This is a genomic window from Candidatus Poribacteria bacterium (assembly GCA_021295755.1).
In the GTDB taxonomy this organism is placed as follows: domain Bacteria; phylum Poribacteria; class WGA-4E; order WGA-4E; family PCPOR2b; genus PCPOR2b.
On record JAGWBT010000179.1, the window covers coordinates 7061 to 12115 of the forward strand.

At 51.4% G+C, this 5055-nt stretch carries 6 protein-coding genes; all 6 read right to left on the reverse strand.

Going from position 1 to position 5055, the window contains the following annotated elements; all coding sequences use genetic code 11:
* The coding region (locus J4G02_20685) for a dihydrodipicolinate synthase family protein (protein ID MCE2396943.1) at window positions 1-353 on the reverse strand (353 nt) is incomplete at its 3' end.
* A gap of 1 nt (window position 354) precedes the next feature.
* On the reverse strand, window positions 355-1395 hold the full coding sequence (locus J4G02_20690) for a dehydrogenase (protein ID MCE2396944.1): 1041 nt from the start codon (window positions 1393-1395) through the stop codon (window positions 355-357).
* A gap of 141 nt (window positions 1396-1536) precedes the next feature.
* Window positions 1537-1920, reverse strand: a complete 384-nt coding sequence (gene crcB, locus J4G02_20695; protein MCE2396945.1) for a fluoride efflux transporter CrcB — start codon at window positions 1918-1920, stop codon at window positions 1537-1539.
* Between the two features lie 45 nt (window positions 1921-1965).
* On the reverse strand, window positions 1966-3258 hold the full coding sequence (gene eno / locus J4G02_20700) for a phosphopyruvate hydratase (protein MCE2396946.1): 1293 nt from the start codon (window positions 3256-3258) through the stop codon (window positions 1966-1968).
* A gap of 26 nt (window positions 3259-3284) precedes the next feature.
* Window positions 3285-4073, reverse strand: coding sequence for a type I methionyl aminopeptidase (map, locus tag J4G02_20705; protein MCE2396947.1), 789 nt, complete (start codon window positions 4071-4073; stop codon window positions 3285-3287).
* Window positions 4074-4470: 397 nt separating this feature from the next.
* On the reverse strand, window positions 4471-5055 hold a 585-nt coding region (gene mqnB, locus J4G02_20710), incomplete at its 5' end, for a futalosine hydrolase (protein MCE2396948.1).

Below are 5055 nucleotides of genomic sequence, written 5' to 3' on the forward strand. Positions count from 1 at the left end.
GAGGCGGGCCCCACCACAGGCATAATCATCACGCCTGCGACGCCCAGAGATCGGGCGATATGTCCCATCTCCAAGGCTCTCCCGAATCCCGGACCAATGCCCGGCACAATATACGCCGCATCCCCAGCTTCGTCGAGGTATGTGCCAACTACGGCTTCGTACTCCTCCAGTGTGGCATCGTAAACCATGCCGGTGCCACACTCCGGCATGATAAAGTCCACACCGTGCTGGATGAGGTGACGGACGTTTTTTCGTACGCCTTCCAGATCCACCTGCCGGTCTTCCCGCCGAGGCGTAATAGCAACCACCAAGACGTTCCGGCACGCTTCTCTATCCAAGCCCTGCTTACCCATTCTACGCTCCTTCCCGATATCTCGCCAATTTCTCCTGAAATGACTTCCGTTCAAGAACCTCGCTATTCACCACATTATCCGGAATCTCGCCCCGTGATACCTGAATCGCCTTCTGACAGTTCAGTCTGCCGATATCTTGGTAGCACTCTTCCGTCAAAGCGATGGCGTGAGGGGATACGATTACGTTATCCAATTTTAACAACGGTTCATTGGGATCTACCGGTTCTTCTTCAAAAACATCAATACCCGCAGCCCGGATACGCCTTTCCTTCAAAACCTGGGTCAACACACGTTGATCAACGATAGGACCACGGGCGGTGTTGATAAAAAACGCTGTCGGCTTCATGAGTGCGAACTCTTTTTCACCGATCAATCCCCGCGTCTCATCGGTCAGGGGACAGGTGACACACACGTAATCGGATTCGCTCATCACAGTGGGTAAATCAACAACCTCCACGTTCAGGGATTTGGCGACCTCCGGCGAAACATAAGGGTCAAACGTCAGGAATCGCATACCGAACGGCTGCAGCAAGCGGAACACTTCGGTGCCAATGTTGCCAAGTCCCACCGATCCGAGGGTGCGCCCTATAAGATCGACACCGGTTTCCAAACCTTCCCGCCAAGTTCCAGCGCGTGTTGCGCGGTCATAGGCGAAAAAGTTCTTCGAGAGCGCAAACATCAAGCCAATAATACCTTCCGCTACAGGACGGCGCACACCGCTTGGAGCGATGGCAATCATCACATCGGCTTCGGTTGCTGCTTGGAGATCAACGTTGTCGTAACCGACTCCGTGCCGTGCTATCAGAGTCAATCGGTCCACTTTCTCAAATGTCTCACGGGGATACTTCCCCCCAAGCGCGATGAAGGCGTCCAACCCGCCTATCTCATCCGGCGGCACATACGGACGCTCGGTTGCAATAAAGGTGTATTCGATGTGTGGCTCTTTGTCTAACAGATCTAGTCCAACATCCTTGAACCGAACTTTGCCATCCTCTCCAAGGAAACCAGGGGTCAAACCGACACGGAATTTTTCCTGCGCCATAAACTTCTCTCTTTCTGGTATTAAGTTATCTGAGTTTCAATTTATATAGAACGAATCAAAATCGTTTTGGGGTTCGCTTCGTTTTTTTGCTGCGTGAAATCTAAGAAAAATGGATTCGTGAAGCGTGGAGGTATCAAGTCCTCATTTCCATATCCCGCAGGCGATTACATGACCAAGCCAAGCGGCACCCAAGCCGAGTGCTACATGCACAACAATATTGGCAAAGGCAGCAGCGCTGTCGCCACTTTGCCACAGGTTCATTGTCTCATTGCCAAATGTCGAGAATGTTGTAAACCCACCTAATAGACCCACAAAAACGAATAAGCGAGCATCGGGACTCCAGAATCCACGCGTTGCTACCCATTGGGAAAGAAATCCGATGAGCAAGCAACCGGTCAGATTGACTACCAATGTTCCGTAGGGAAATCCGGTGCCTCTCAGCAGATGTTGAATATACCCACTTAAAAGGTATCTGCCGATTGAGCCAAGGAAGCCTCCGAATCCGACCCAGAGTATTTTCCCCACGCTGATGAACTCCCTTCTTCTGCTGCCGATTGGAATCTACTATATTCACCGACCATTTTGGAGATTATAGAATACCTTTTTCCCGTTAAACTGGGCGCGGCTGCCGAGCTGTTCTTCAATCCGTAGCAATTGGTTATACTTGCAGATCCGATCGGTGCGACAAAGCGAGCCGGTTTTGATCTGTCCTGCGTTTACGCCGACAACAATGTCCGCAATCGTTGTGTCTTCCGTCTCACCGGATCTGTGCGAGACGACCGCTGTGTAGTTAAATCGCTTGGCAAGTTCGATAGCATCAAGCGTTTCGGTCAGCGTCCCAATTTGGTTAACCTTGATAAGAATGGAATTGCCAATCCCACCGTCAATTCCCTGCTGCAACCGACTGGTGTTTGTAACGAAAAGATCATCTCCAACAAGCTGCACCTTCTCACCGATGGCTTCTGTGAGCAACTTCCAGCCCTCCCAATCGTCCTCCGCCATGCCATCCTCGATCGAGATAATTGGATATTTGTCAACCAACTTGGCGTAGAAGTCAACCATCTCTTCAGGGGATTTATCCGGTTTCTCTTCCGCTTCGAGTCGATAAATTCCATCTTTGTAGAACTCACTGGAGGCGGGATCGAGTGCCAATAACACCTCATCGCCCGGGGTGTATTTCGCCCGTTCAATTCCTTCGATAAGCACCTGCAAGGCTTCCTCGTTCGATCGTAAATCTGGGGCAAAGCCACCCTCATCACCGACAGCGGTGTTATAATTTCGATCCTGTAGCACGGCTCTGAGATTGTGGAATATTTCCGTTCCCATGCGCAAGGCTTCCCCAAAGGTATTCGCCCCCACCGGCATAATCATGAATTCTTGGAGGTCTACGTTATTGTCCGCGTGTGAACCACCATTTAAGACATTCATCATCGGCAACGGCAGTTCCTTTGCGTTTGCGCCACCGATGTATCGGTAGAGTGGGAGTCCGGCTTCTACGGCAGCGGCTTTGGCGACTGCGAGTGAAACTCCCAGAATTGCGTTTGCACCGAGATTCCCTTTATTCGGTGTGCCATCGAGCGTGAGCATCGTTTGATCTATCGCTTCCTGCGCGAACGGATCGGCTCCCTTGAGTGCATCGGCGATAACCGTGTTGACATTTTCGACCGCTTTCCGTACCCCCTTTCCCAGATACCGCATGGCATCAGCATCTCGAAGCTCAACGGCTTCATGTTCGCCTGTCGATGCCCCAGAGGGAACGGCGGCTCTGCCTAAAATGCCGTACTCTAATTCCACGTCGACCTCTACAGTCGGGTTCCCACGCGAGTCCAGAATTTCTCGCGCATGGACGTTAGCAATTGTCATCGTTTGAAATCTCCTCTTTGTTACTCTTATTCGCCCCACAGTTTGCTGTTATCGGTCAGAATCTCCGGCCCGTCAGAAAGGATAACAACGGTATGCTCGAAAAGCGCGGAGAGACTGTGATCTGTGGTGACAGCGGTCCAGCCATCGTCAAGTATGCGCGCTTCGGAATTACCCATGTTGACCATCGCCTCAATGGCGAGTGTCATACCGGGCATCAGTCGTACACCCCTACCCGCCTCCCCGTAAGTGGGGACTTGGGGTTCCTCGTGCAGTTGCCGACCAATTCCGTGCCCAGAGAAATCCCGAACCACAGCGAATCCGTGGGCTTCAGCGCCATCTTGCAGTGCAAAGCAGACATCACCCAATCGGTTGCCGACCTTTGCAGCCTCAATGGCACGATAGAGGGACGCTCTTGTGACATCAAGCAGCTTTTGGGCTTCCGGGGCAATCTTCCCAACAGGAAAGGTGAAAGCGTTATCACCGTGATAGCCCTCCAGAAAGATTGCCGTGTCAATTCCAACGATGTCTCCCTCATTCAGCAGAATATCTTTGCTTGGAATGCCGTGCACAATCTGCTCATTGAGCGACACACAGATTGTCGCCGGATAGGGGTCATGTCCCGGGAACTGATAGCCAAGGAATGATGAGATTCCACCCAACTCTTTGATGGTTTGACGCGAGATTTGATCCAATTCGTAGGTCGAAACGCCGGGTTTAACTGCTTCCCCAATTCGCTGCAATATGGTTGATGCAGCTTTACCGCTCCGCCGCATCGCTTCGATTTCGGATCGGGATTTGATTCTAACTTTTGTCATATATCGTTTAACTGTGGGAATAATCTATTTGGCTCATGCAAAAAGAAAGTGCAAAGTCCAAAATGCGTGAAACGTGAAAACAGTTTGTTCATTAGTTCATTAGTGCCCGACCCACGGAACTTACATAAAAAGAAAGTGCAAAGCACGAAGAGAAACCGAGTTTTGCCGAAAAAAACTCGGTTTCTGTTGCACGATTTCTTAACATGAGCGATCTATTTTAACTCAAGTTGCCACATGTCGCCCCTCTGGGGCTTAGGGATGAGGGGATTCAATTTTTCTATATACATGTCGCCCCTCTGGGGCTTTGGCGTGTTACGTTACTCGTATTTTAACCCACTAAACACCCCAATTTTCAATGGGTGGCAACTTCGGTTATTTTAGAAAAAACGAACCCCGATTAAAAATTCCGGGGCATATTGCTTATGATTTGCATGAGAGCGGATTGTGCGACGTCTGCTGCACCCGGAATGTCCCACCGGGCTGGCTGGCGATCTTCTACCAGATTGCTGATGCCGCGTACCTCCAGAAATGGCACATTGTATAGCGTGCAGATATGGGCGGCGGCAGCACCTTCCATACTTTCACACAGCGCATCGAAGCGAGCGTGGAGGGTATCCCCAATCTCCCGCACACCGCTGCACTGCGAAACAGTTACAAACGTGCCGCACCTCGCCCCACAAATTTCAGCAGCGGTTGAAACCAGTTGCGAATCCAGTGGGAAACGATTGAAGTGAGGCGGGTCGCCGTGCACCAAGGGGATGCCAATCTCGTTCGCTGGCTTCCAACCTTCAGGCGTTACCACGCCAACATCGCCGTAAACCTCCTCTGTCGCCAGCACAACGGATCGGATTGGCAAACCTGTGGGCACATAAGCACCGCCGATTCCAAATTGGATGACCAAGTCCGGCAGTTGTCCCTCAAGTTGACAGGTCAGTGCGTGCGCTGCGTTGACACTACCGATGCCGGTGTGAAGCAGCGTGCA